The sequence below is a fragment of the Aeromonas australiensis genome, assembly GCF_000819725.1.
GTDB lineage: Bacteria > Pseudomonadota > Gammaproteobacteria > Enterobacterales > Aeromonadaceae > Aeromonas > Aeromonas australiensis.
Map to the genome: position 1 here is coordinate 1 of NZ_CDDH01000083.1, position 24,584 is coordinate 24,584.

At 60.6% G+C, this 24,584-nt stretch carries 24 protein-coding genes; 17 read left to right on the forward strand and 7 right to left on the reverse strand.

The features are described from left to right. Positions 1–141: 141 nt before the first annotated feature. The 10 genes from BN1117_RS14980 to BN1117_RS15025 all read left to right on the forward strand — a co-directional run bounded on the left by BN1117_RS14980 (position 142) and on the right by BN1117_RS15025 (position 13,302). Entirely contained in the window at positions 142–747 is a 606-nt protein-coding gene (locus tag BN1117_RS14980; protein ID WP_040098651.1) for a TIGR04211 family SH3 domain-containing protein, read from the forward strand. Positions 748–1,073: 326 nt separating this feature from the next. Then, positions 1,074–4,238, forward strand: a complete 3,165-nt coding sequence (gene putA / locus BN1117_RS14985; RefSeq protein ID WP_040098652.1) for a bifunctional proline dehydrogenase/L-glutamate gamma-semialdehyde dehydrogenase PutA — start codon at positions 1,074–1,076, stop codon at positions 4,236–4,238. A 221-nt stretch (positions 4,239–4,459) separates the two neighbouring features. Next, complete coding sequence (nudC, locus tag BN1117_RS14990; protein WP_040098654.1) at positions 4,460–5,239, forward strand: NAD(+) diphosphatase; 780 nt, start codon at positions 4,460–4,462, stop codon at positions 5,237–5,239. A 181-nt stretch (positions 5,240–5,420) separates the two neighbouring features. After that, entirely contained in the window at positions 5,421–6,488 is a 1,068-nt protein-coding gene (gene hemE, locus BN1117_RS14995; RefSeq protein WP_040098656.1) for a uroporphyrinogen decarboxylase, read from the forward strand. Positions 6,489–6,600: 112 nt separating this feature from the next. After that, positions 6,601–7,530, forward strand: coding sequence for an ROK family protein (locus BN1117_RS15000; protein ID WP_040098657.1), 930 nt, complete (start codon positions 6,601–6,603; stop codon positions 7,528–7,530). Positions 7,531–7,590: 60 nt separating this feature from the next. Continuing rightward, entirely contained in the window at positions 7,591–8,601 is a 1,011-nt protein-coding gene (gene epd / locus BN1117_RS15005; RefSeq protein WP_040098659.1) for an erythrose-4-phosphate dehydrogenase, read from the forward strand. A 61-nt stretch (positions 8,602–8,662) separates the two neighbouring features. After that, positions 8,663–9,826, forward strand: coding sequence for a phosphoglycerate kinase (locus tag BN1117_RS15010; RefSeq protein ID WP_040098661.1), 1,164 nt, complete (start codon positions 8,663–8,665; stop codon positions 9,824–9,826). A gap of 115 nt (positions 9,827–9,941) precedes the next feature. Then, positions 9,942–11,021, forward strand: coding sequence for a class II fructose-bisphosphate aldolase (gene fbaA / locus BN1117_RS15015; protein WP_040098663.1), 1,080 nt, complete (start codon positions 9,942–9,944; stop codon positions 11,019–11,021). Between the two features lie 159 nt (positions 11,022–11,180). Beyond that, entirely contained in the window at positions 11,181–12,485 is a 1,305-nt protein-coding gene (locus BN1117_RS15020; RefSeq protein WP_156130006.1) for an NAD(P)/FAD-dependent oxidoreductase, read from the forward strand. Between the two features lie 229 nt (positions 12,486–12,714). Beyond that, entirely contained in the window at positions 12,715–13,302 is a 588-nt protein-coding gene (locus tag BN1117_RS15025) for a hypothetical protein (protein WP_040098667.1), read from the forward strand. 53 nt (positions 13,303–13,355) lie between these two features. Here BN1117_RS15025 and BN1117_RS15030 read toward each other — a convergent pair whose 3' ends face one another. The 4 genes from BN1117_RS15030 to cutA all read right to left on the reverse strand — a co-directional run bounded on the left by BN1117_RS15030 (position 13,356) and on the right by cutA (position 16,434). Further along, positions 13,356–13,769, reverse strand: a complete 414-nt coding sequence (locus BN1117_RS15030; protein WP_040098668.1) for a hypothetical protein — start codon at positions 13,767–13,769, stop codon at positions 13,356–13,358. 70 nt (positions 13,770–13,839) lie between these two features. Then, positions 13,840–14,331, reverse strand: coding sequence for a GNAT family N-acetyltransferase (locus tag BN1117_RS15035; protein ID WP_040098670.1), 492 nt, complete (start codon positions 14,329–14,331; stop codon positions 13,840–13,842). Further along, complete coding sequence (locus BN1117_RS15040; protein ID WP_040098672.1) at positions 14,321–16,120, reverse strand: protein-disulfide reductase DsbD; 1,800 nt, start codon at positions 16,118–16,120, stop codon at positions 14,321–14,323. The genes BN1117_RS15035 and BN1117_RS15040 overlap by 11 nt, the downstream gene beginning before the upstream one ends. Further along, positions 16,117–16,434, reverse strand: coding sequence for a divalent-cation tolerance protein CutA (gene cutA / locus BN1117_RS15045; RefSeq protein ID WP_040098675.1), 318 nt, complete (start codon positions 16,432–16,434; stop codon positions 16,117–16,119). The genes BN1117_RS15040 and cutA overlap by 4 nt, the downstream gene beginning before the upstream one ends. A gap of 244 nt (positions 16,435–16,678) precedes the next feature. On the opposite strand from cutA, the gene BN1117_RS15050 reads away from it, so the two are divergent. Next, complete coding sequence (locus BN1117_RS15050; RefSeq protein ID WP_040098677.1) at positions 16,679–17,035, forward strand: hypothetical protein; 357 nt, start codon at positions 16,679–16,681, stop codon at positions 17,033–17,035. A 162-nt stretch (positions 17,036–17,197) separates the two neighbouring features. Here the strand turns inward: BN1117_RS15050 and BN1117_RS15055 are convergent, their stop codons facing one another. Next, complete coding sequence (locus tag BN1117_RS15055) at positions 17,198–17,644, reverse strand: PACE efflux transporter (RefSeq protein WP_040098679.1); 447 nt, start codon at positions 17,642–17,644, stop codon at positions 17,198–17,200. Positions 17,645–17,768: 124 nt separating this feature from the next. On the opposite strand from BN1117_RS15055, the gene BN1117_RS15060 reads away from it, so the two are divergent. After that, the gene (locus BN1117_RS15060) at positions 17,769–18,650 is read left to right on the forward strand and encodes a LysR family transcriptional regulator (protein ID WP_040098681.1); all 882 of its coding nucleotides are present in this window, start codon (positions 17,769–17,771) and stop codon (positions 18,648–18,650) included. Between the two features lie 6 nt (positions 18,651–18,656). On the opposite strand, the gene ygfZ is transcribed toward BN1117_RS15060, so the two are convergent. Beyond that, complete coding sequence (gene ygfZ / locus BN1117_RS15065; protein ID WP_040098683.1) at positions 18,657–19,565, reverse strand: tRNA-modifying protein YgfZ; 909 nt, start codon at positions 19,563–19,565, stop codon at positions 18,657–18,659. Positions 19,566–19,676: 111 nt separating this feature from the next. Here ygfZ and BN1117_RS15070 point away from each other — a divergent pair, with 111 nt between their 5' ends. Together BN1117_RS15070 and BN1117_RS15075 are read left to right on the forward strand one after the other, a co-directional pair. Continuing rightward, positions 19,677–19,946, forward strand: a complete 270-nt coding sequence (locus tag BN1117_RS15070; protein WP_040098685.1) for an FAD assembly factor SdhE — start codon at positions 19,677–19,679, stop codon at positions 19,944–19,946. Between the two features lie 19 nt (positions 19,947–19,965). After that, on the forward strand, positions 19,966–20,358 hold the full coding sequence (locus BN1117_RS15075) for a protein YgfX (protein WP_040098717.1): 393 nt from the start codon (positions 19,966–19,968) through the stop codon (positions 20,356–20,358). A gap of 155 nt (positions 20,359–20,513) precedes the next feature. Here the strand turns inward: BN1117_RS15075 and nadB are convergent, their stop codons facing one another. After that, positions 20,514–22,121, reverse strand: coding sequence for an L-aspartate oxidase (gene nadB / locus BN1117_RS15080; protein WP_040098687.1), 1,608 nt, complete (start codon positions 22,119–22,121; stop codon positions 20,514–20,516). Between the two features lie 182 nt (positions 22,122–22,303). On the opposite strand from nadB, the gene rpoE reads away from it, so the two are divergent. From rpoE to BN1117_RS15095, 3 genes are read left to right on the forward strand one after another with little or no spacing between them, the layout of a single operon-like run. Then, a complete protein-coding gene (gene rpoE, locus BN1117_RS15085) occupies positions 22,304–22,885 on the forward strand; it encodes an RNA polymerase sigma factor RpoE (protein WP_040098689.1) in 582 nt (193 codons plus the stop codon). A gap of 22 nt (positions 22,886–22,907) precedes the next feature. After that, positions 22,908–23,510, forward strand: coding sequence for an RseA family anti-sigma factor (locus BN1117_RS15090; protein ID WP_040098690.1), 603 nt, complete (start codon positions 22,908–22,910; stop codon positions 23,508–23,510). 21 nt (positions 23,511–23,531) lie between these two features. After that, positions 23,532–24,512, forward strand: a complete 981-nt coding sequence (locus BN1117_RS15095; protein WP_040098692.1) for a MucB/RseB C-terminal domain-containing protein — start codon at positions 23,532–23,534, stop codon at positions 24,510–24,512. The last annotated feature ends 72 nt before the right edge of the window (positions 24,513–24,584 follow it).

Below are 24,584 nucleotides of genomic sequence, written 5' to 3' on the forward strand. Positions count from 1 at the left end.
GACTCGGACTACTTCTTCCTAAAAATCAAGGCTGCCTTCCCCGGAAAGCCGCGATGAACCTTTTCTTTGCTTGTCCTTTAACCTGCTGGCGGCTTAACATTCAACCTCTAGTCCCAACCTGAAAAAGAGAACCGATCGACCATGCGCGCCCTTCTCGGGATTTTGATCTGCTTGTGTGCCCAACAGGCACTGGCCGATACCCGTTATGTTTCAGACAACATTTTTACCTATATCCACAATGGACCGGGTACTCAGTACCGGATCCTCGGCAGCGTCAAGGCTGGTGAACCACTGGAGGTAAAGGCGGTGAGGAGTGAGGCCGGTTACACCCAGGTGGTGGACGGTCGCGGCCGCGAGGGGTGGATCAAGAACAGCGACTTGCAGAACCAGATAAGTCTGCGCGAGCGGCTGCCGCAGGTACAGAAAGAGCTGGAGGAAGCCAAGGCTCGTTTATTGAACCTCAACGGTGACAACGAAAAGCGCTTCGCCGAGAAGGATGGTCAGATCGCCGAGCTGCACCAGGAGATCGCCGCACTCAAGGCCCGGTTGGTCAGTCAGGGTGAGGAGATGAACAATCTCCAAGAGCAGAATGAGGCACTGACTCAGAGCTACGACAATCAGGAACACGATATGCAGATGGACTGGTTTATCCGTGGTGGTGCCATGGTGGGGGCCGGGCTCCTGCTGGGCATCCTGCTGCCCATGCTGCCCCGTCGTCGCAGCCGTAGCGATCGCTGGATGAACTGACTGCATTTGGTTGCATGAACTGTTGAGAAGGGTCGCCGTGGCGGCCCTTCTTTTTTGTCCGCATGTTTATCTGCGTCTTGCCGAGGCCTGCGCCCGGATAGGGGAAAACATCCACACAGGATCGTATACAAAATGACGCCAGATGACCCTCGCTATCGTCGACAAGTGCTGTTGTAGCGGGATAAGAATGGAAAGTTAGCGATCTTTGTTAAAGATTGGCAACAAATTCATTTCATATAGGGGATAACATTGTATACATTATCGGCGTTTCGGCGGCATGGCCGCCTTTGTCGATATCAGCCCTCGGGCGTACAGGAAGACCCCCTATGTTCAAAGCTACTCAAGTGCTTGCTGCTGACTATATTCCCTCCGATCTGGCCGCCCTGCGCGAAGCCATCACCCAGAACTACGTGGTGGATGAAAATGCCTATCTGGCCGAGCTGTCGGCCATGTTGCCGGGGGATGGCGCCTCGCTGGAGCAGGTGACCCAGCGTGCCCGTACTCTGGTGACCAAGGTGCGCAAGGAGAGCGGCTCCGGTGACGGTATCGACGCCTTCCTGCAGGAGTACAGCCTGGATACCCAGGAGGGGATCATCCTGATGTGTCTGGCCGAGGCGCTGCTGCGCATTCCCGATGCCGAGACCGCCGACGCCCTGATCAAGGACAAGCTCTCTGGCGCCAACTGGTCATCCCATTTCCGCAAGAGTGATTCCACCCTGGTCAACGCCTCCACCTGGGGGCTGATGCTGACCGGCAAGATCATCAAGCTCGACAAGAAGCTGGACGGCAACCCGGCCAACCTGCTGGGGCGCATGGTCAACAAGCTGGGGGAGCCGGTGGTGCGCTCCGCCATGTACGCCGCCATGAAGATCATGGGCAAGCAGTTCGTGCTGGGGCGCGACATGAAGGAGGCGCTCAAGGCGAGCCGCAAATCCCGCGAGCTGGGTTATACCCACACCTACGACATGCTGGGCGAATCGGCGCTGACCATGCAGGATGCCGACAAATATCTGACTGATTACCGCAATGCCATCGAGGCGGTCGGCAACGAGCGGATCAGTGACGGCGGCCCGGCCCCCTCCATCTCCATCAAGCTCTCGGCGCTCCATCCGCGCTATGACGTGGCCAACCGCGAACGGGTGCTGGGCGAGATGTGCGAGCGGCTGGTGGGGTTGGTACGGCTGGCCCGCGACAAGGATGTGGCCATCAGCATCGATGCCGAGGAGATGGACCGCCTTGAGCTGTCGCTGGAGTTGTTCGAGCAGCTCTACCGCTGTGACGCCAACCGTGGCTGGGGCAAGCTCGGCATGGTGGTGCAGGCCTACTCCAAGCGTGCCCTGCCGGTACTCTGCTGGCTCACCGCCCTGGCTCGCGAGCAGGGCGACCTCATTCCGGTGCGACTGGTAAAAGGCGCCTACTGGGACAGCGAACTGAAATATGCCCAGCAGGCGGGCCTGCCCGGCTACCCGCTCTTTACCCGCAAGGCGGGCACCGATATCTCCTACCTCGCCTGCGCCCGCTACCTGCTGAGCGAGCCGACTCGCGGCTTTATCGCTCCCCAGTTCGCCACCCACAACGCCAATACCGTGGTCAGCATTCTGGAGATGGCGGGCGATCGCCAGTTTGAATTCCAGCGTCTGCACGGCATGGGGGAGGAGCTACACAATGCCGTGCTGAACGACCATCCCGGCCTGCACTGCCGTATCTATGCGCCGGTCGGCGCCCACAAGGATCTGCTGCCCTATCTGGTGCGCCGCCTGCTGGAGAACGGGGCCAACACCTCCTTCGTTCATAAGCTGGTGGACCCCAACACCCCGGTGGATTCGCTGGCAGAACACCCGCTGCGCACCCTCAAGCGCTACTCCGGCTTTGCCAATGACCGCATTCCCCAGCCGGTGAACCTCTTTAGCGACCGCAAGAACTCCAGCGGCGTCAATATGAACATCCTCTCCATCCAGCGCCCCTTCTTCGCACGTTTGAAAGAGCTGGAGAGCAAGCAGTGGCTGGCAGGGCCTATCGTCGATGGCGAGACCCTCAAGCGCAGCGAGGCACGCACCGTGCTGAGCCCGCAGGATGTGAGCCTCACCGTCGGCAAGATCCACTGGGCCGACGAGCAGGCGGTGGAGCAAGCCTTGGCATCCGCTCATGCCGCCTTCCCGCGCTGGCGCGAAACCCCGGTGAGTGAGCGGGCCGCTGCGCTCGAGAAGCTGGCGGATCTGCTGGAAGCGAACCGCGAGCAGCTGGTCTCCCTCTGTACCCGCGAGGCGGGCAAGCTGCTGCAAGATGGCATCGACGAGGTGCGCGAAGCGGTCGATTTCTGCCGCTACTACGCGGTGCAGGCTCGCAGCCTGATGGGGCAGGCGACCCTGCTGCCCGGCTACACCGGCGAGCAGAACGAGCTGTTCTTGCAGGGGCGCGGGGTGTTTGTCTGCATCAGCCCGTGGAACTTCCCGCTGGCGATCTTCCTCGGCCAAATCGCCGCTGCGCTGGCCACCGGCAATACCGTCATAGCCAAACCTGCCGAGCAGACCGGCCTTATCGCCCATCTGGCGGTGACGCTGGCCCATCAGGCCGGTATTCCGGGTGACGTGCTGCAACTGCTGCCCGGTGACGGTGCGACTGTTGGCGCCAAGCTGACGGGGGACTCGCGCATTGGCGGCGTCTGCTTCACTGGCTCCACCGAGACCGCCAAGCTCATCAACATGACCCTGGCCCAGCGTGATGGCGCCATCCTGCCGCTCATCGCCGAGACTGGTGGTCAGAACGCCATGATCGTCGACTCCACCGCCCTGCCTGAACAAGTGGTGCGCGACGTGGTGAGCGCCGCTTTCCAGAGCGCCGGCCAGCGCTGCTCGGCCCTGCGGGTGCTTTATCTGCAGGAGGAGATAGCCCCGCGGGTGCTGGAGATACTCACTGGCGCCATGCAGGAGCTGAAAGTGGGCAATCCGGCCGAGCACAACACCGACGTCGGTCCGGTGATCGATGCCGAGGCCAAGGCGGGGCTGGAGCTGCATCTGGCAAGGATGATCCCGAAAAGTCAGTTGATCGCTCAGGCGCCTATGCCCAAGGTGACGTTAGATGGGCACTTCGTCCAGCCCACGGCCCTGGAAATCCGTTCCATCAAGGAGTTGGAGCGCGAACAGTTCGGCCCCATCCTGCACGTGGTGCGCTACGCCGCCCGGGATCTGGACAAGGTGATCAGCGACATCAACGGCACCGGTTACGGCTTGACGCTCGGGATCCACAGCCGCAACGAATCCCACGCCGAAGAGCTGGCGAGCCGTATCAACGTGGGCAACGTCTACATCAACCGCAACCAGATCGGCGCCATGGTCGGGGTGCAGCCGTTCGGCGGGCAGGGGCTCTCCGGCACCGGTCCCAAGGCGGGTGGCCCCCACTATCTGAGTCGGTTTGTCACTGAGAAGACCCGCACCATCAACACCACGGCGGTGGGCGGCAACGCCTCCCTGCTGGCGATGGGCGATGCCTGATCCCCGCCGATAGAGGCCGGATACGGGATGCCGGATAACAGCGGGCCGCCTTCGGGCGGCCTCTTTATTTGCGCTATCTGTTTTTTACGAATGGGACAATCGGCCACGGCGGGGTCGTCAGCGACCCGTGCTGGTCGTAAGATGGGAGCCATTCGCGCGGCGTTTGCCCCTTGGTCGGCCAGCCGTGGCCTGGGTTTTGTTTTAACGAGAGTGTTTATCTGATGTCATTAACCGAACAAGCCCGCTGGTTCGTGCTGGGGGGCGATCATTTGGTACTGCTCGATCAGCAGGGAGAGGTGCCACAGGGCAGCAAAGCGTGCCTGCCTGCTGCGCTGGCAGAGGCCCGTTTCGAGCGTTTCGATGAGTGGCAGGGGCTACCCTGCTATCTGCTCGATCTGGGGGATGAGAGCGACATCAGCGCTATGAGCCCGCTGCGCCAGCTGATGGTGGCGGGGGATGAAGAGGGCTTTCGTCTCGCAGGTCGCGCCTGGCAGCTCGCCACCTTCCGTCGTAGCCACCGTTTCTGCGGCGAGTGCGGCGCCCCCATGACCCCGAAGGCGGGGGAGTGGGCGCAGGTATGCCACCACGGCCACACCGCCTATCCGCGCATCTCTCCCTGCATTATCGTGGCGGTGCGCAAGGGGCCGGAGATCCTCTTGGCGGCCCATCGCCGTCACTATCAGGCGGATGACCCCATGTATACCGTGCTGGCCGGCTTTGTGGAGGCGGGGGAGAACCTCGAGCAGTGCGTGACGCGGGAGGTGTTCGAGGAGAGCGGCATCCGGGTGCGCAATGTGCGCTATGTGGCGAGCCAGCCCTGGCCCTTCCCCCACAGCCTGATGATGGGTTTTACCGCCGACTACCAGAGCGGCGAGATCAGGGTACAGGATGACGAACTGGTGGCTGCCGATTTCTTTGCCGCCGACCGGCTGCCGCGTTTGCCGCCCCACGGCACCATCGCCCGGCGGCTGATCGAGTTGTCGCTGGCGGGTGAGGGGTAACGGCGCTTATCTTTTCGCCACGCTGTTGGCACTGACTGGTTACAAACGGGGCGCTCTGGTTTGCGCCCCTTCACATCTTTGCAACCGCGCGCCCATTTGCCACGTTTGGGGCAGTCCGCTTGGCTGGGCAAAGTGGTATTATGGCCGCCATTTTATGCGTGATACGAACTCGGGAACTGGGATGAAAGAGCTGAAGAACGATCGATACCTGCGCGCCCTGCTGCGTCAGGACGTGGACATGACCCCGGTATGGATGATGCGCCAGGCTGGCCGTTATCTGCCGGAATACAAGGCGACTCGCGCCCAGGCGGGGGATTTTATGTCCCTGTGCCGCAATGCCGAGCTGGCCTGTGAAGTCACCCTGCAGCCGCTGCGCCGCTACCCGCTCGATGCTGCCATCCTCTTCTCCGACATCCTCACCGTGCCCGATGCCATGGGGCTGGGTCTCTACTTCGAGCAGGGTGAAGGCCCGCGCTTCGAGCGCCCGATCACCTCCATGGCCGATGTGCAGGCGCTGCCCATTCCGGATCCGGAAGATGAGCTGGGTTATGTGATGAATGCGGTGCGTACCATCCGCCGCGAGCTGAAAGGCGAAGTGCCGCTCATCGGCTTCTCCGGTAGCCCATGGACCCTGGCCACCTACATGGTGGAGGGGGGCAGCTCCAAGGCGTTCACCAAGATCAAGCAGATGATGTACGCAGAGCCGCAAACCCTGCACCTGCTGCTCGACAAGCTGGCCGACAGCGTGATTAGCTATCTCAACGCCCAGATCAAGGCGGGTGCCCAGGCGGTCATGGTGTTCGACACCTGGGGCGGCGTACTCACCCCCCGCGATTACCGCGATTTCTCCCTGCACTACATGCACAAGATTGTCGATGGCCTGATCCGCGAGCACGACGGTCGCCGCGTGCCGGTCACCCTGTTCACCAAGAATGGCGGTCAGTGGCTGGAGCAGATTGCCGCCACCGGTTGCGATGCACTGGGTCTGGACTGGACCACCGACATTGCCGACGCCAAGCGTCGGGTCGGCGACAAGGTGGCGCTGCAGGGCAACATGGATCCCTCCATGCTCTACGCTACCCCGGCCCGCATCCGTGAAGAGGTCGCCTCCATTCTGGCCGGTTTCGGTCACGGCAATGGCCACGTCTTCAACCTCGGCCACGGCATCCATCAGGATGTGAACCCGGAACACGCCGGCGTGTTTGTCAACGCAGTACACGAGCTCTCCGCCCAGTACCACGGCCGCTAAGGCCGGGGCGAGAGAAGAAGAGTTTGTTTGAAATCCGGGGCCGCAAGGCCCCGTTTTACATTAAAAAATGGCGCCGCGATGACGAGAGCGTGGCGCCAGTGCAGGAGGCAAGATGAGCAGCAAGTCACTGGATTGGGGTATCGATCTTGGCGGTACCAAGTGTGAATGTGTGGTGCTGGATGGCGACGAGGTGCTGCTGCGCCACCGCATCCCCACCGAGCGGGCGGGCGGTTATGAGCACATGATCGGCCAGATCGCCAAGCTGGTGGCTGAGTGCGCCGAGAAGATTGGTCAGCGCCCGGCCGTCATCGGCATGGGCACGCCGGGGGCGCGGGATCCGCAGACCGGCCTGATGAAGAACTGCAATACCACCGAGCTCAATGGCAAGCCGTTCAAGGAGGATCTGGAGCGCAAACTGGGCGTGCCGGTGCTGATCGCCAACGACGCCAACTGCTTTGCGCTGGCAGAAACCCATCTCGGTGCGGTGCGCCAGCACCATCCCGATGCGAAAGTGGTGTTCGGCATCATCATGGGTACCGGGGTCGGCTCCGGCATCGTTATCAACGGCCGCATTCTCAACGGCCACCACGGCATCGCCGGTGAGTGGGGCCACAACGTGCTTTCCCCTGATGGCCCCGAGTGCTACTGCGGCAAGCGTGGCTGCGTCGAGACCCTGATCAGCGGCCCGGCGCTGGAGGCCTGGTACGAGGCCAAGGCCAAGCGTCGCCTCTCGCTCGCTCAAATCGCGGCCGCCACCGCCCATGATCATCTGGCCAAGCTCACCATCGACCGGCTGCATCTGCTGTTTGGTCAGGCGCTGGCCAACGTGGTCAACATTCTCGACCCGGATGTGATCGTCATCGGCGGCGGGGTGGGCAATGTGCAGAGCCTTTACAGCGCCGGGCGGCAGACTATTTTGCCCTTCCTCTTTAATCCCCGCTTCAGTGCCCCCATTATTGCTCCCGCCCTTGGCGACAGTGCCGGGGTATTCGGGGCCGCACTGCTGGCCCGCGGTGAATTCAAGGAGGCCCTGCTGTCGTAGCAGGGGCTCCCGGGCGGCCGGTGCGCCGCCCTGTTGCTGGTTTAAGGAAACGGATTCTCGATGATCAAGATTGCCATCAATGGTTACGGGCGGATCGGTCGCAACGTGTTGCGAGCCCTCTATGAAAGCGGGCGCGACAAGCGCATCAAGATCGTCGCCATCAACGAGCTGGCGGCCCCCGAGGCCATGGTGCACCTGACCCGTTACGATACCAGTCATGGTCGCTTTCACCATCCGGTGCAACTGGCGGGCAACAGCATGTTGGTGGGGGAGGATCTCATCTCTCTGTTTGCCGAGCGGGATCCGTCAAAGCTGCCGTGGCGGGCGCTGGGGGTCGATGTGGTGCTCGATTGCACCGGGGTGTTTGGCTCGCGGGCCGATGCCGAGCTGCATCTGGCGGCGGGGGCGGGCAAGGTGCTCTTCTCCCACCCGGCGGATGCGGATGTGGATGCCACCGTGGTCTACGGGGTCAACCATCATACCCTCACCGGAGCGGAGCGGATCGTCTCGAACGCCTCCTGTACCACCAACTGCGTGGTGCCAGTGATTGAAACATTGCATCGAGAGTTCGAGATAAATTGTGGTACTATTACGACAATTCATTCGGCCATGCATGATCAGCAAGTCATCGATGCCTACCACAGTGACTTGCGCCGAACCCGCGCTGCCAGTCAGTCCATCATTCCGGTGGATACCAAGCTGGCCAAGGGGTTGGAGCGTATCCTGCCCCACTTCGCCGGCAAGTTCGAGGCGATCGCGGTGCGGGTGCCGACCATCAATGTAACAGCGATGGATCTCAGTATTACTGTTCGTAAAAAAGTGACAGTTACTGACGTAAATCAAGCCCTGCAACGGGCATCCAGAGGTACATTACACGGTATTCTGGATTACACGGAAGAACCATTGGTCTCCGTAGACTTCAATCATGATGCGCACTCATGCATCATTGATGGTACCCAGACTCGGGTGAGCGATGCCAACCTCGTCAAGATGTTGATGTGGTGTGATAACGAATGGGGCTTCGCAAACCGGATGCTGGATACCACCCGGGCCATGATGGTTGCAGGCTGAGCCTGCCCCGGGCGAAAGGTTACTGTTTTTAACATTACCTGGAAAATATAGAGGACTGAATATGTCTGTTATCAAGATGACTGACCTGGATCTGGCGGGTAAACGCGTTCTGATCCGTGCTGACCTGAACGTACCGGTAAAAGACGGCAAGGTCACCTCCGATGCACGTATCGTTGCGACTCTGCCGACCATCAAGCTGGCTCTGGAAAAGGGCGCCAAGCTGATGATCACCTCCCACCTGGGTCGTCCGACCGAGGGTGAATACAACGAAGAATTCTCCCTGGCTCCGGTTGTCAACTATCTGAAAGACGCTCTGTCCTGCAAGGTGACCCTGGCCAAGGATTACCTGGATGGCGTAGAAGTCGCTGCCGGTGAGCTGGTTGTGCTGGAAAACTGCCGTTTCAACAAAGGCGAGAAGAAGAACACCGAAGAGCTGGCCAAAAAATACGCCGCCCTGTGTGACGTCTTTGTAATGGATGCGTTCGGTACTGCTCACCGCGCCGAAGGCTCTACCTACGGTGTTGCCCAGTTCGCACCTGTCGCCTGTGCCGGTCCGCTGCTGGCGGGTGAACTGGAAGCGCTGGGTAAAGCCATGCTGAAGCCTGAGCGCCCGATGGTTGCCATCGTTGGCGGCTCCAAGGTCTCCACCAAGCTGACCGTTCTGGAATCCCTCTCCAAAATCGCTGACCAGCTGGTGGTCGGTGGTGGCATCGCCAACACCTTCATCGCTGCTGCCGGTCACAACGTTGGCAAGTCCCTGTGCGAGCACGACCTGATCGACACCGCCAAGAAACTGGCTGCCGAGACCAACATTCCTGTGACCACCGACGTGGTTGTAGGCGCCGAGTTCTCCGAGTCCACTCCGGCTACCATCAAGTCTGTGAGCGATGTGACCGACGGCGACATGATCTTCGACATCGGCCCGGATTCTGCCAAGGCTCTGGCTGACATCATCATGAACGCCAAGACCATCCTGTGGAACGGTCCGGTTGGTGTGTTCGAGTTCGACCAGTTCGCTGAAGGCACCAAGGTTATCGCTGAAGCCATCGCTGCTTCTCCGGCTTTCTCCATCGCTGGCGGTGGTGACACCCTGGCTGCTATCGACAAGTTCGGCATCGCTGACAAAGTCTCCTACATCTCCACTGGCGGCGGCGCCTTCCTGGAGTTCGTAGAAGGCAAGGTACTGCCGGCTGTTGCGATTCTGGAACAGCGCGCCAAAGCCTAATTGACCCGGAACGGGGGGCAAAAGCCTCCCGTTTCGTTTATCATGTGCCCGCTGTGCCGGTTCATGATGAACCCCCCATTTTTTATTAACGGCATACGAGACAGGACGATTAAACATGTCTAAGAAAATTTTCGACTTCGTAAAACCCGGCGTGATCACTGGTGATGACGTTCAGAAAGTGTTCGCCATCGCTAAAGAGAACGGCTTTGCTCTGCCGGCCGTAAACTGCGTTGGTACCGACTCCGTGAACGCCGTACTGGAAGCTGCCGCCAAGGTTAAAGCGCCGGTTATCGTTCAGTTCTCCAACGGTGGTGCCGTGTTCACCGCCGGTAAGGGTCTGAAGCTGGAAGGTCAGAAAGCTGCCATCCTGGGTGCCATCTCCGGTGCCAAGCACGTTCACGCTGTTGCCGAAGCTTACGGCGTGCCGGTCATCCTGCACACCGACCACGCTGCCAAGAAGCTGCTGCCGTGGATCGACGGTCTGCTGGAAGCGGGCGAGAAGCACTTTGCTGAAACCGGCAAGCCGCTGTTCTCCTCCCACATGCTGGATCTGTCCGAAGAGTCTCTGGAAGAGAACATCGACATCTGCTGCGAGTACCTGACCCGCATGGCCAAGATGGACATGACTCTGGAGCTGGAACTGGGTTGCACCGGTGGCGAAGAAGACGGCGTCGACAACAGCCACCTGGATCAATCTTCCCTGTACACCCAGCCGGAAGATGTTGCCTACGCTTACGAGCGTCTGTCCAAGATCAGCCCGCGTTTCACCATCGCTGCCTCCTTCGGCAACGTACACGGTGTCTACAAGCCGGGTAACGTCAAGCTGACCCCGTCCATCCTGGACGCTTCCCAGAAGTACGTTTCCGAGAAGTTTGGCATCCCTGCCAAGTCTCTGGACTTCGTATTCCACGGTGGTTCAGGTTCCACTCTGGAAGAGATCCGCGAGTCCATCTCCTACGGCGTAGTGAAGATGAACATCGACACCGACACCCAGTGGGCGACTTGGGAAGGTCTGCTGAACTTCTACAAGAAGAACGAAGCTTACCTGCAAGGCCAGCTGGGCAACCCGGAAGGCGCCGACAAGCCGAACAAGAAGTACTACGATCCGCGCGTATGGCTGCGTGAAGGTCAGACTTCCATGATCGCTCGTCTGGAGCAAGCATTCTCCGACCTGAACGCCATCGACGTACTGTAATTCGTTACAGCACCTTGATTGCATGAAAAGGCGCCCTGCGGGGCGCCTTTTGCATTTCTGTGATCCGCACCAGTTGGTGAGTGGAGGGGGAACTGGGTATTATCGAAACAAATTTGCTTATTTTATTAAACAATTTGCAACCAAGGCAGGATGCTGAGTATGCAGGCAGGAAAGCACATCGGATATCAGGAGCACGTCGCCTCCTACTACGCGGCCACCCGCAACGGCTCGCAACAGTGGCCCGAGCTGGAGGGGGAGCACAAGGCTGACGTTTGCATTATCGGCGGCGGCTTTACCGGTCTCAATACCGCCATCAACCTGGCTGATGCGGGTTACAAGGTGGTGCTGCTGGAGGCCAACCGCATTGGCTGGGGGGCGTCTGGGCGCAACGGCGGCCAGCTTATTCGCGGGATCGGCCACGACACCAGCCAGTTTGCCCGCTGGATTGGCGATCAAGGGGTGCGCGAGCTGGATCTGATGGGGCTGGAGGCGGTGCAACTGGTGCGCGAGCGGGTCGAGCGTTTCAATATCGACTGCGATCTCACCTGGGGTTACTGCGATCTGGCGACCCGTCAACGTCATCTGGCTGGCTTTGAGGAGGAGCTCGACCATCTGGCGAGCCTCGGCTATGAGCACGAGCTGAAACTGGTCCCGCGCCAAGATATCCATACCGTGGTGGGGTCGGATCGCTATATCGGCGGCCTTATCGACATGGGCTCCGGCCATCTCCATCCCCTCAATCTGGCGCTCGGCGAGGCCCGTGCCGCCGCCAGCCTCGGGGTCTCCCTTTTTGAACACTCCCGGGTGACCCATATCGAGTATGGCAAGCAGCTGGAGGTGACCACCGCCCACGGTCGGGTCACTGCCGATTATCTGGTGATCGGCTGCAACGCCTATCTCAATGACCTCAATCCGGAGCTGGGGGGGCGGGTGCTGCCCGCCGGCTCCTATATCCTCGCCACCGAGGTGCTGGATCGCCGCTTGCGCCAGCGGCTGCTGCCGCAAAACATGGCGGTGTGCGATCAGAACGTGGCCCTCGACTACTACCGCCTCTCAGCCGACGGCCGCCTGCTGTTTGGCGGGGCCTGCAACTATTCGGGGCGGGATCCCCGCGATATCAAGGCCTTTATGTTGCCCAAGCTGCTGCGGGTCTTCCCCGAGCTGGCTGGCACAGCCATCGAGTTTCAGTGGGGCGGCATGATCGGGATCGGCGCCAACCGGTTGCCGCAGATTGGCCGCCTCAAGGAACACCCCAACGTGCTTTACGCCCAGGCCTACTCCGGTCACGGTCTCAATGCCACCCATATGGCGGGCAAGTTGGTAGCCGAGGCGATCCGCGGTGAAAGCCGGGGTTTCGATCTCTTTGCCAGCGTGCCCCATATTACCTTCCCGGGTGGCCCGGCGCTGCGCTCCCCGCTGCTGGCACTGGGTATGCTGTGGCACCGGATGAAGGATATCTTCTGACTCCGATTATCAGCCTGTGCAGTGCTGGCTGAACGCAGCCCCCTTGCCAGCCCTTGTTTATCGCGGGTTGGCACTATCGTTACGCCTGATAGACCAAAAGATGCATTCGCGCCAATCTCGTCCCGTTGGCGCTATCTTTTAGGTGTGAGAGCGGTTATCTGCCAAGAGGTTGTCAGATTGCCGCAATATTTGCCGAGAAAGGGCCGAGGACGGGGAGAGGAGGGCCAAGATGGAGATAAATGTGGTCGCGTCAGGCGGGCTAAGTCCGCTGGCGCAACGGCAGGGTTCTCCCGCAGTGCAGGCACAGGAGCGGGCTGCAACTTCACCATCAACGGGCAGTGACAGCCGTATGGTACGCGACCTTGGCGCCGTGCTGGACGAGCTCGGGCTGTCATCGCAAGGTGAGAGCCGTGGGAGCGGCGCCTCAATCAAGGACTCCCTGGAGGCGTTTATCAACACCATGATGGACTCCCTGCAACAGCAGCAGGAGCAGCAGCTGGCATTGCAGCAACAACAGCGGCAAGAGCAGGAACAGCGCAAACTCGCCATCGCCGACAGCAGCGAGAACCCGCTCAAGCGAGATCTGGAGCGCCTGCTGGAGGCGCTGGAACAACAGGGCGGGCAGGGAAAAGAGAGCGAGCAAGGGGTCGAAAGCGAAGCAGTCAACCCCTTGCAGAGCCAGTTGACCAAGCTGTTGGAGAGCAGCGGTGCGGCAGAGAGCGGGGTCACCCTCAAGGAGGTGCTGTCAGGGTTGGCCAGCAAGCTGTCGAGCGAACCTGCCGAGCGAAAAGGGTATCGGGTCGATACCCAGGTTTGAGCTGGTTGGCAACGGCATATCTGCCGTTGCAGACAGAAGGGGTGGGAACTCCTTTATTGGGTCGGTTCCGCCAGCCGCCACCCCTGTTCGCTCTTCATCATCCACACCTCAGCCTCTTGCGGCAGCACCTGGCCCGCCTCGAACTCGCCATATTTGCGCTCGAGCTCCATCAGAGCCATCTCCTGCTGGAAGGGGCCAGCCCGGTCGTAGACCAGATCCTCATCGTGCAACACCTGCAACTGATCGAGCCCCTGTTTGAAGTGGAGCTGGTAACTCACCTTGACCAGATAGACCCCCTCCATCCGCTCCTCCTTGCCGAGGATGATGAAATCGCTGATCTCGAACAGGTTGGCGTCTGTCTCGGCCAGCAGCCTGGCGGTAACTTGGCTCCGGATATCCTCTTCACCGGGCCCGGCACTGCAGCCATAAAGCCAGAGGGCTAGCAGGGGGATGAACCACTTTTTCATCAAAACTCCGGACAAGTGCAACACGAGAGGGGCGATTGTGCCATGCGAACGGGCGGCGGCAAACCTTGTCTCACGGTTCCAGTGAACGTTCCAGCACGATGGCCTCGGCCCGATAACCTGCCACCTCGCGGCGATAGCACTCGGTGAACCCTCTACGCAGCCAGAAGGATAGCGCACTCTCATTGCTGGCAATCACTGACAGGCGAAGCCGGGTAGCCCCCCATGAGCTTGCCAGCGTGCAGGCGTGAAGATAGAGCGACTGACCACGGCCACTCCCTTGCCAGGGTTCCCCCACCAGTAACAGACCCAGATAGGCGGTGTCTGGATTGGGGTAGCCGCGCAGCAGATCAATGACAGCGGTGAGTTCTCCCTGCTCCCAGCGGCCGATGAGGTGTTTGGCAGAGAACGGCAGGCCGGATGGGCAGGCGACAAGTTCCTCTTCTCCCGCCTGTGTAGAGAGAGGGTCATTGCTCACCGCCGCCTGATAGGAGGGGGCCTGCTCGAACAGCCGCTGCAAGGCAGGTGCATCGCTTGTCTGCAGCCGACGCAACTCAGCGTGCATCGCTTACCATCTCGAGATGTTTGGCAAAGGGGATAGGCCCCATAAAACCGGTGACCCGCTGCCCTGTTCGCTCCTTGCCCTCGCGGTCGAAGAAGATGAGGGTCGGCAATCCCAGTACATTGAGGCTGTTGAGCAGCTCGATATCGGCATCGTCGTTGGCGGTGACATCTGCCTGTAGCAGCACCATATCGCTAAAGTGTGTTTGCACCGCAGGGTCGCTAAAGGTCTTGTGCTCGAACTCCTTGCAGGCGACGCACCAGTCGGCGTAGAGGTCGAGCAGCACCGGCTTGCCGCGAGCGGCGGCCAGCTGCACCTTGAGATCATCCAGCGTCTTGATGCGGATAAACTGCGGTGCCGTTTGACTGGCATCCGCCGTGATGGCAGCAGGGGGGGCCGGTTGCAGCAGATCCTTGCCCACTACCACGGCGCTGATCATCGCCAGCAACAGTACGAAGCCGCGCACGCTTTTGGCCACCGAGTGGGGCTGGCGCTGGTTGTGGTGATAGAGATAGCCGCACAGCAGCAGTCCCCAGCCGAGCCAGGCGAGGGTGGTGGCCTGATCGCTCCAGAGCCGTGACAGCAGCAGGATCGGCACCGCCAGCAGGGCGAAGCCAAACAGCTGCTTGATCACATCCATCCAGGCGCCCGCCTTGGGCAGCAGCTTGCCCCCCGAGGTGCCGAGCAGCAGCAGCGGTAGCCCCATCCCCAGTGAGAGCGCATAGAGCGCCGCCCCGCCGAGCCAGAGATCGCCGCTCTGGGCCACATAGATCAGCGCCCCCGAAAGTGGCGCCGTGGTGCAGGGGGAGCAGACCAGCCCGGAGATCATCCCCATGATGGCGACCCCGACTACCGAGCCCCCCTGCTGGCGGTTGGAGAGGCCGGAGAGACGGGTTTGCAAACTGCTCGGCAGTTGCAGGGTGTAGAGCCCGAACATGGAGAGGGCCAGCAGCACGAACATCACAGAGAGGCCGATCAGCACATAGGGGTGTTGCAGCGCCGCCTGGAATTTCAGACCCGCCGAGGCCACTATCAGCCCCAGCAATGTGTAGGTGACCGCCATCCCCTGCACATAGACCAGGGAGAGCAAGAAGGCGCGACCGGTGGAGAGGCGATGGCCGGCACCGGCGATGATGCCGGTCAGAATGGGATACATGGGGAAGACGCAGGGGGTGAAGGCGAGCCCCAGCCCCAGGGCGAAGAAGGCGGCGATGCTGAGCCAGAACCCCTGATTACCGAGGGCGACGGCCAGCTGATCCTGCTGGCTAACCGGTGCGACGCTTTGTGCCGTATCAGCAGTGGATGCTGTGGTTGCCGTGACCAGCGGGGCCACATCGATCAGCTTGTCGGTCGGCGGATAGCAGAGGCCGTCGGTACAGCCCTGATAGCGCACTCGCAGGGTGGCGCCGTCGCCTACCTCCTTCAGCGGTACCACTATGCTCACCTGCTGGTAGTAGACCCGGGTCTTGCCGAAGAAGTCATCCTCGTGCTCGGTGCCTTCCGGCAGGGTCGGCTCGCTGAAGCTGAGGTTGTTCCCCTTGAAACGCAGGCTGTGGCGATAGAGGTAGTAGTCGTCGGCGATGTGAAGGGTCAGCAGCAGCTGATCGCCACGCTGTTCGCTCTCGATCTGAAAGGCCTCATCGACCTGCAAAAATTTGGGTTTGGCGTTGGCCTCAATGCCCAGCGAGCTGAGCAGATCGGCGCCGCTGGCGTGGGCAGGGGTGCTGCCCGCAGCTGTCATCAGCAGGGCACAGAGCAGCAGCAGGGGAGAGAGCAAGCGGTTGAATGTCATGGGGTCTCCCCATTGAGCCAGTCGAGATAGGCAGGTAGTCCGGCACTCACCGGCAGGGCTAGCAGCTCGGGCACCTCATAGGGGTGATGGGCTTGAATACATGCCTGCAGCTCGGCAAAGAGTGGCTGGCGGGATTTGATGATGAGCTGGATCTCGGTGGCGCGCTCCACCTTGCCTTGCCAGCGATAGACGGAGGTGACGCCCGGCAGTTGATTGATGCAGGCGGCCAACCGCTGGTTCAGCAGCTGTTCGCAGAGAAGGTCGGCACTGGTTTGATCTGGGCAGGTGCAGAGCACCACAATGGCGTCGGTCATAAAGCGGATCTTCACCTCATTGGGGTAAACCGGGCAGGCGCCCTTGCCGTGTCATCCCCTTTTGCGGATGAAGGTGAAAAAAGCGCCTGAAAATCAGCGGCTACTATACCCCAGAGCCGCTTCAAATAGCATCTGTAGCCATTTGTGAGCCAGCGCCAAAAATTTGTGGGGGGCATGAGATAGACGCTGTCATGGAGAGAGGGCAGAATGAGCGGGCTTGTTCCCAATTGACGTAAGGAAATGTATGACCCAACAGAATGAGCAGCAGAGAAACCGCATGTTGAGCCTGCTGCGCGAAGGTGAGCGCCGCATGTTGGTTCAATTGGCCGGGCTGCTGCGCACGACCGCCGATGAAATCAATGCCGAGCTGGAGAGAGAGGAGCTGATGGCCACCCTGGAGCAGCCCATCACGGTGGAGTATCTCAACGGCGTGGTGCAGCACCATCTGTTCGAGCGCAAACACAAGGGAGATATGGCGGTTGCCCAGCAGATCCTGAGCGATTATCAGAACGAGCTGGACGCGCTGCAGACTGCTCAGGCCCAGCCTGAAGAGGCTGCTGCAGCCGACGAGTGCGGCGAAGAGCTCAAGGCTCAGGCTTGAGCGACGGGCAGGCCTGAATCCTTACTTCTGAATCAGCCGGCCTGCCAGCGCTGATCCCTCTTGCGGCTCCATCATGTCTGCCATGATGGGGCCGTGTCGTTTCTGCTGTAGCCTTTCCTTGTTGCCCTTCACTTCTCGGTTTCAATCCAACTGATTCGTGCCTTAGCGCGCCCCTTGTGGCATGCCGTGCGGCACTTCGCGGGGGATGGGGAACACCTTGTCATAGCCCCAGTTGTAGACGAAGGCATAGATCAGATAGAAGACGACGAAGCCCAGATCCAGCACCAACGCCTCCAGCAGGCTGACGCTCAGCCACCAGGACATGACCGGCAGCGCGACGATCAGCAGACCGCCCTCAAAGCCGAAGGTATGCAGCACCCGTTGCCACAGGGTCTTGTGGGTATGGCCCTGATACTTGAGCAGCAGCTTGTCGACCCCGATGTTGTAGATGTAGTTCCAGACGGTGGCCAGCACCGAGAAGAACAGGGCCAGCGGGCCCATATGGTTGAGCCCGACCCCGGTAACCCAGCTGGCCAGCGGGGCGGCAATCAGCAGACCAATCAGTTCAAAGCCAATGGCATGGCGCAGGCGATCGTTACGGGTACGCATAAGTCACTCTCTCAATCAGGTTTATTCACGATTGCCGGTTAATCTATAGATCTTTCACGATAGATTCATGTTGGTATCCATCGTTAAAATAGATGGATGAAACAGCTTGTCGGAGGGTCATAAGATGACGCCATCACTAGAACAACTGAAGATCTTGCTGGCGGCCGCCGAAACCGGCTCTTTTTCCGCTGCCGCCCGCAAGCTGGGCAAGGCGCAGTCGGTGGTGAGCAGCGCCATCGCCAATCTGGAGATCGATCTGGCGCTCACCCTGTTTGACCGCAGCGGCCGCTATCCGCGGCTGACCGAGGCGGGGGCCCGCATGGTGCAGGAGGCGGGGATCCTGCTGGCGCAGAGTGAACGGTTGCAATCCATTGCCGGGGAGCTGGCGGCCGGGGTGGAGACGCGCCTCACCCTGGCCATCGATGATGACTCCCACCTCCCCTGGCTCGGCACCCTGCTGGAGGAGTTTGCCACCCGCTATCCAGCTGTGGAGCTGGAGCTGCTCTTCCCGCTGATGGAGGATGTGACCGAGATGCTGGTGACCGGCCGGGCCCAGCTCGGCATCAGTTATCAGAAGGTGCATCCCCAGCGGGAGATCGTCGCCCGTTCGCTGGGGGAGGTGACCATGCCGCTGGTGGTATCGCCGGATCATCCGCTGGCTCGCAAGCAGCCGCTGCGGGAGGTCGATCTGCAGGGGGCACGCCAGCTGATGGTGACCGGTAGACGGGAAGGGAGCGAGCGCCAGCGTTTTCGCATCTCGGCTCAAGTGTGGTGGATTGAGGGGGATCTCGGGGTGCTGGAGCTGGTCAAGCGGGGTCTTGGCTGGTCCGCCATTCCGGAATTTCTGCTGCATCAGCCGTTGAAGCGGGGTGAAGTGGTGGTACTGGAGCCGGACTGTATCGCCAGTCACGCGCTGGCGCTGGAGCTGCAGTGGCATCGCGCCCGCCCGCTGGGGCAGGCGGGACGCTGGCTGAAGGAGGCACTGCTGGCGCGGGTGCCTCGTTAGCCGACCTTACTCGGTCAGGGCGTAAGGCAGGGGTTGCAGGGTGAGGCGGGAGCCTTCGTCCTGCTTGAGGCGGAATTGGGCGTCAGCCTCGGTATCTTTTGGCAGCACGGCGGTGAGCCACACCTGCCCGGCCTGTTGCCAGGCGTTGAGCACCATGCCGCTGCGGCGCCAGTTGTCACCCAATTGCAGCTCCAGAGTATCGCCGCTGGCGACCGGCTCGCCGGCCGTCCCCGCTAGCAGGAACAGGGCGCGGTTGTTGGCGCCGCGATACTTGGCGCGGGCCACCGTCTCCTGCCCCATGTAGCAACCCTTGTTGAAGCTGATGCCGTCCAGCGCCTGCAGGTTGAGCATCTGCGGGATGAACTCCCCCTGATGCACCGCTTCCATGTGCGGCAGACCCGCCTTGATCTCGAGCCCCCACCAGAGTGACTCGTCACCTTGCGGCAGGGCGTCGGCTTGCTGATTGCTCACCAGCAGCCAGCGATCCTGTTCAATCTTCACCGCCATGCCGCCGTCGATCAGACCGCTCTGCAGAAGGCCGAACTGGGCAGAGATCCAGCCATCGCTGCCCGTACCGGCGATCCCGGTGGCGTGACGCTCATCGGCGGCGATCTCGACCTTGGCGAAGACGGCAAATTTCTTCAGCTCCGGCAGTTGACGCTCAAGTACCGAAGGGCTGGTCAGCAGCAGCAGGCTGTCGTCGAGGCAGAGCAGGCGGAAATTGCTCCACAGCTTGCCCTTGGGATCGCAGTGGCCGCCCGGGGTCTGTTGCCCCGGTTGCAGGGCGTTGACATCACAGGTGACCTGACCTTGCAGATATTTGGCGCGATCCTCGCCGCTGATACGGGTGATGGCCAGCTTGGTCAGGGGAAAGCGGGTCGGCTCGGCAGGAAAAACAGGTGGTTGCAGGCTCACGATGGTATTCCAGAGAGAAAGTATGTGAGCTGCATGGTAAAGACGTAACTAATGTTTGTCAGCCGGAAAATCGAGCTGGTACCATCCCCCGGTCTTTGTAAGGAGAGTGCCATGTTGAGCCCAGTTGAAAAATCCCGCCTGAAGTGGGCCTGCCGTCGCGGCATGCTCGAGCTGGATGTCGTCTTTATGCCCTTTTTCGAACACGAGTTCGATTCCCTGAGTGAGGCCGATCAGCAGACCTTTATCCGCCTGTTGGCGAGCGATGACCCGGATCTGTTCCGTTGGACCATGGGCCATGCCGTCCCAGCCGATCCCACCTTCGGAGCCATGATCAAGATGATCCTGGAGCGCAATCAGGCGCGCCACGACCGCCAGGGGTAATACCGTGGAGCGGGTGATCATGACGGTTCACCCCTCCCGCCATCAGCACTATTTGCTGGTGGCCCTCTTTTTATTGTCGCTCTGGCCGGTGTCGGGTCTGATTGCAGGCTGGCAGTGGGCACTGTTGCTGCCCGTCTGGCTGGGAGCGCTCTGGCTGAGCTGGCGCGCGCTCGCCGCGCCCCCGTTCGAGCTGGTCTGGGATGGCCAGTGGCTGCAGTGGCAAGGTTGCCGCTATCAGCTTGACAAGCAAAGCCGGATTCTACCCGGTGTGCTCAGGCTGGCGCTTTGTCCCGACCCGCAAGAGAGTGGAGCCGTGTCGCCACGGCAACTGTGGCTCTTCGCCGATGCCCTGCCCCCCGAACATTACCGCCTGCTGGCGCGAGCCATTCACTTTCTGCCGTCCCGGCACTGACGCCTGTTTCCCGTGATGACCATGCGCTGATTTATCGCGATAAGCCGCAGCTATGTGGTTGACGGCACAATTTTTGTGGCTGAAAAGCGGTAGAAAACAAGTGACCCCGCCAGGGCGGGGTCACTGATAGCTGTAACGCTTTACGGTAAGGGGGACTAATCCCGCTCCGGGGTCAGCACGGTCGGTTTGGAGTCCGGCAGCATATCCGGATAATCCAGGTTGTAGTGCAGGCCGCGGGACTCCTTGCGCTGCAGGGCGCAGTTGACGATAAGCTCGGCCACCTGCAGCAGGTTGCGCAGCTCCAGCAGGTTGTTGGAGACGCGGAAGTTGGCGTAGTACTCCTGCACCTCCTGTTTGAGCAGGTCGATGCGGCGCTTGGCGCGGGCCAGGCGTTTGTTGGTACGCACTATCCCCACGTAGTCCCACATCATCAACCGCAGCTCGTGCCAGTTGTGCTGGATCACCACCAGTTCGTCGGAATCTTCCACCTTGCTCTCGTCCCACACCGGCAGGCGCGGCGGCTCCACGCTCATCGGCAGCTTGGCCAGAATGTCGGCACCCGCCTGATGGGCATAAACCACGCATTCCAGCAGGGAGTTGGAGGCCATGCGGTTGGCGCCGTGCAGACCGGTGTAGGTCACTTCACCTATGGCGTAGAGGCCGGGAATATCGGTCTGGCCGTTGTTGTCGATCATCACGCCGCCGCAGGTGTAGTGGGCGGCTGGCACGATGGGCATCGGCTCCTTGGTGATGTCGATGCCGACCGCGAGGCAGCGCTCATAAATGGTCGGGAAGTGCTTGATGATGAAATCGGCCGGTTTGTGGCTGATATCCAGATACATGCAATCCGCCCCGAGCCGCTTCATCTCGTGGTCGATGGCGCGGGCGACGATATCCCGTGGCGCCAGCTCGGCCCGCTCGTCAAACTCCGGCATAAAGCGGCTGCCGTCCGGGCGGCGCAGATAGGCGCCCTCGCCACGCAGCGCTTCGGTCAGCAGGAAGTTGGGATCATCGGGGTGGAACAGACTGGTGGGGTGGAACTGGTTGAACTCCAGGTTCGCCACCCGGCAACCGGCCCGCCATGCCATGGCGATGCCATCACCAGAGCTGACATCCGGGTTGGAGGTGTACTGGTAGACCTTGGAGGCGCCACCGGTGGCCAGTGCCACGAAGCGGGCCCGAACCACTTCGACCTGTTCGGCGTTGCGGTTCCAGACGTAGGCGCCCAGTACTTTGTTGCCCGGCAGATTGAGTTTGCGGGTGGTGATGAGATCGACCGCGTTGAAGCGCTCCATCAGCTGGATGTTGGGGTGCGCACGGACCTGATCGATCAGGGTGAGCTGTACCGCCTTGCCGGTGGCATCCGCCGCGTGAAAGATGCGGCGATGGCTGTGGCCCCCTTCCCGGGTGAGGTGGTATTGGGACTCGCCGTCGGCGTTCTCCTCCTGATCGAAGGGGACTCCTTGCTGAATGAGCCACTGGATGGAGTCGCGGGCGTGGCGAGCGGTGAACTCCACCACGGCCGGGTCACATAACCCGGCGCCCGCGTTGAGCGTGTCGCTCACGTGGGATTCGATGCTGTCGGTTTCGTCGAACACGGCAGCGATGCCTCCTTGCGCATAGAAAGTGGCCCCCTCACTGATGGGCCCCTTGCTCAGAACCAGGACTTTGGCCTGGTCTGCCAATCGCAATGCGAGGGACAAACCGGCGGCACCGCTGCCAATGATCAGCACGTCGCAAAGGTATTCAACACTTGCTTTCATAAGTATCATTGGCCTGGATTAAGAACTGGCACCATGGTAGCCCAAGCGAGGGCAGTGATGCAGCCTGCGTCACATTTTTTTCAATTGAAGCGAACTTTCCCTGATTCCTCCTGTCTGAACTTGTGCGCTTAGGAAGGGCCGGAAAAGAAAAACGATAACCTGATGGGGGTTTTACGGCTCTGATGAGCGACCAGAATCTACTGGACGAACAGCTGGTTGAACGGGTCCAGCGCGGCGATAAAGCAGCTTTCAACCTGTTGGTAAAAAAATACCAGCAAAAGGTGGTCAACCTGGTTGCCAGGTATGTCAACAATCCCGGCGATGTGCCTGACGTGGCACAAGAGGCTTTTATCAAAGCTTACCGGGCATTGCCGACATTCCGTGGCGAAAGTGCTTTTTATACCTGGTTGTACCGAATTGCCGTCAATACGGCGAAGAATTATCTCACCTCCCAGGGGCGCAGGCCGCCCAGCAGTGATGTGGAGGCTGACGAAGCGGACTCTTATGGCGGTGGTGAAGCCTTGCGAGAGGTCTCAACCCCGGAAAACCTGGCGCTGACTGACGAGATCAAACGCACCGTGTTTTCTGCCATAGAGTCATTGCCGGAAGACTTGAGGACAGCGATCACCCTTCGCGAACTGGAAGGGCTGAGCTACGAAGAGATTGCCGAAATCATGGATTGCCCAGTGGGTACGGTCAGATCCCGTATCTTCCGGGCGAGGGACGCAATCGACAAAAAGCTGAAACCTCTGATCGAGAATTAACTGGGGAAAGACGGGTTTACTTATGGCAAATAAAGAGCAAATCTCTGCCCTGATGGATGGTGACCTGAGTGACGCAGAGCTATTAAACGAGCTGGGGCAGGACTCCGACTTGCAAGATACCTGGGGTCGTTACCACCTGATCGGCGATGCCATGCGGGGTGACCTGCCGGTCAATCTGCAACTGGATCTCAGTGACAGCATTATGGCTGCGCTGGAGGATGAGCCCACCATACTGGCACCCAAGCCGGTCGAGACGGCTCCCGTGCTGCAACCTGCCGCTGCGCCGGTCAAGACTGATTCCAATGTGGTGCCGTTGTTCCGCCGGGTCGGTCAGCAGCTGGGGCAATATGCCATTGCGGCATCTGTGGCCGCTGCCGTCATCTTCGGGGTGCAGCAGTATCAGGGGCAGGATGGCGTACCTGCTAATCCGGTGCTCAATACTATTCCCATCGGTGGTAGTGCGGCGCCGGTGAGTGTTCACTATCCGCAACAGGATGGCACCCGTGCCCGTCAGCAAGGGCTGACCGAACAGCAGATGCAGGAGCAGCGGGAGCGGATCAACGCCTTTCTGCGTGACCACCAGTTGCAGCAGCGCCTGTTGCAAGACAGACAGAACCAACAATAGCGAATTGTCAGGGATATCAACGTGCGCCAGTCCAGCCGTATTTTGCTGGCCTCTCTCTTGCTGATCAGTGCCAAGGCCTCGGCCGACGATAAGTCGGCCGAGGCCTTGTTGCAGCAGATGCAGAGTGCCGTACAGCAACAGAATTTCGAGTTGTCCATGGTCAAGGCCCGCCAGGGGCGTCTTGAACCGATCCGGATCAGCCATGCCGTGATCAACGGCAAGGAAGTAGCCCACCTCAGTTACCTCGACGGCAAGGCGATCGAGTATCTCCAGCGCCAGAACGAATACACCTTCTTTGAAAACAGCCACGATCCCTACACCCTGAAGGATGCCCGCTTCCCCGGCATCTGGTCGACCCTGGTGAAGATGCCGCTGGCGCAGGTGCTGGAGAGCTATGATCCAGTGCTGGCCGGTCGTAGCCGGGTTGCCGGTGTGGTGGCGCAGGTGGTGAGGCTGGTGCCTAAAGAGGCTGACAAATATGGTTTCGTGCTCTGGATCGATGAGCATAGCTCCTTGCTGTTGCGAGTCGACATGGTGGAGCGGGAAGGTAATCTGGTTGAGCAGGTGTTGGGGGTCGATCTCGACCTGCATAGTGAGCCTGCTCCTTGGCTGGTGAAGCTGGCCAACAGTAAGCAGCCTGCGGCCCTCGCGCTGGAGGATGCCTATCCGGCGCCGCAACAGAAGTTGAACTGGCAGATCACCTGGCTGCCCGATGGCTTCAAGGTACTGTCCCAAGACCGACACCAGCTGGTGACCACCACTATGCCGGTCGATTACATGATGCTCTCCGACGGGTTGGTGGATCTCTCGGTCTATGTCTCCCGCGTTGATCCCAAGCAGGCGGTGCGCCAGCAGCTGATCCGCCAGGGGGGCACCTCGCTGGTGAGCTTTGTCAACGAAGTAGGGGTAGAGATCACCGTGGTCGGTGAGGTGCCTGCCGAGACCGCCAAGCGTATCGCCGAGTCGGTTCAGCCGCTCGCCCGCAACGAAGCTGTACAGTAACGGGGGATTCGCGGTTGTCCCCGCTTGCCGAACGTGGCGAGTCATGGTCAGATCCCCTGATTGTGTGAACCC

Bases quoted from the DNA above. Each gene is read 5' to 3' on its own strand.
- BN1117_RS15000 (WP_040098657.1), top strand. From the start codon at position 6,601: ATGAGCAGCAAGTCACTGGATTGGGGTATCGATCTTGGCGGTACCAAG.
- BN1117_RS15020 (WP_156130006.1), top strand. From the start codon at position 11,181: ATGCAGGCAGGAAAGCACATCGGATATCAGGAGCACGTCGCCTCCTAC.
- BN1117_RS15055 (WP_040098679.1), bottom strand. From the start codon at position 17,644: ATGCGTACCCGTAACGATCGCCTGCGCCATGCCATTGGCTTTGAACTG.
- BN1117_RS15035 (WP_040098670.1), bottom strand. From the start codon at position 14,331: ATGCACGCTGAGTTGCGTCGGCTGCAGACAAGCGATGCACCTGCCTTG.
- nudC (WP_040098654.1), top strand. From the start codon at position 4,460: ATGTCATTAACCGAACAAGCCCGCTGGTTCGTGCTGGGGGGCGATCAT.
- BN1117_RS15010 (WP_040098661.1), top strand. From the start codon at position 8,663: ATGTCTGTTATCAAGATGACTGACCTGGATCTGGCGGGTAAACGCGTT.
- cutA (WP_040098675.1), bottom strand. From the start codon at position 16,434: ATGACCGACGCCATTGTGGTGCTCTGCACCTGCCCAGATCAAACCAGT.
- BN1117_RS15050 (WP_040098677.1), top strand. From the start codon at position 16,679: ATGACCCAACAGAATGAGCAGCAGAGAAACCGCATGTTGAGCCTGCTG.
- BN1117_RS15075 (WP_040098717.1), top strand. From the start codon at position 19,966: ATGACGGTTCACCCCTCCCGCCATCAGCACTATTTGCTGGTGGCCCTC.
- epd (WP_040098659.1), top strand. From the start codon at position 7,591: ATGATCAAGATTGCCATCAATGGTTACGGGCGGATCGGTCGCAACGTG.
- BN1117_RS15040 (WP_040098672.1), bottom strand. From the start codon at position 16,120: ATGACATTCAACCGCTTGCTCTCTCCCCTGCTGCTGCTCTGTGCCCTG.
- nadB (WP_040098687.1), bottom strand. From the start codon at position 22,121: ATGAAAGCAAGTGTTGAATACCTTTGCGACGTGCTGATCATTGGCAGC.
- BN1117_RS15030 (WP_040098668.1), bottom strand. From the start codon at position 13,769: ATGAAAAAGTGGTTCATCCCCCTGCTAGCCCTCTGGCTTTATGGCTGC.
- hemE (WP_040098656.1), top strand. From the start codon at position 5,421: ATGAAAGAGCTGAAGAACGATCGATACCTGCGCGCCCTGCTGCGTCAG.
- BN1117_RS14980 (WP_040098651.1), top strand. From the start codon at position 142: ATGCGCGCCCTTCTCGGGATTTTGATCTGCTTGTGTGCCCAACAGGCA.
- putA (WP_040098652.1), top strand. From the start codon at position 1,074: ATGTTCAAAGCTACTCAAGTGCTTGCTGCTGACTATATTCCCTCCGAT.
- rpoE (WP_040098689.1), top strand. From the start codon at position 22,304: ATGAGCGACCAGAATCTACTGGACGAACAGCTGGTTGAACGGGTCCAG.
- BN1117_RS15070 (WP_040098685.1), top strand. From the start codon at position 19,677: ATGTTGAGCCCAGTTGAAAAATCCCGCCTGAAGTGGGCCTGCCGTCGC.
- BN1117_RS15025 (WP_040098667.1), top strand. From the start codon at position 12,715: ATGGAGATAAATGTGGTCGCGTCAGGCGGGCTAAGTCCGCTGGCGCAA.
- fbaA (WP_040098663.1), top strand. From the start codon at position 9,942: ATGTCTAAGAAAATTTTCGACTTCGTAAAACCCGGCGTGATCACTGGT.
- BN1117_RS15090 (WP_040098690.1), top strand. From the start codon at position 22,908: ATGGCAAATAAAGAGCAAATCTCTGCCCTGATGGATGGTGACCTGAGT.
- BN1117_RS15060 (WP_040098681.1), top strand. From the start codon at position 17,769: ATGACGCCATCACTAGAACAACTGAAGATCTTGCTGGCGGCCGCCGAA.